General features: G+C 19.5%; 1 protein-coding gene. It reads right to left on the bottom strand.

Translation table 11 applies throughout. From position 1 onward, the window contains the following. A partial coding sequence (locus L988_RS13780; RefSeq protein ID WP_047381370.1) for a hypothetical protein occupies positions 1-477 on the bottom strand: 477 nt, incomplete at both ends.

Raw genomic sequence — 477 nt, 5'->3', positions numbered from 1 at the left:
ATACTATTAAATAAATTCCATTTTCTTATTGGAACTAGAGGTTTTAATTTTTTTATATATCTTAATCTAATTTCATCTATAGATGAAATTTTTATATTTTCTTCTTTCACTTCTTCTTCTTTAAATTCAATATTATCTATAATAATCTCATTATCTATAATATCTTTATCATCTTTAGAAATTATAGTTTTAATAATTTTACTTAAATAAGTTAATCTACTAAAGTCTTTATTTATTATTTTGTATGCTTCTTTTAAACCGAATACAAGTTCTTCTTCAGTAAATTCATTCATAAGAATTGCAATACACTCATTAGATAAAGTTTTTGATTTTGATATATAAATATTTTTCTTAGCTTTTTCTATAGCTTCTTTTAATTGATCTGATATAATAGCTTCCTTTTTAGAGATAGAAAAATTATATGCTGTTATTTTTTTTCCTGTATATTTTTTTTCAAGTCTTATATCTAAATCTGTA

Origin of the sequence: Cetobacterium sp. ZWU0022 (assembly GCF_000800875.1) — a bacterium.
Taxonomy (GTDB): Bacteria; Fusobacteriota; Fusobacteriia; order Fusobacteriales; family Fusobacteriaceae; genus Cetobacterium_A.
This window is presented reverse-complemented; position numbering and strand designations above follow the sequence as displayed.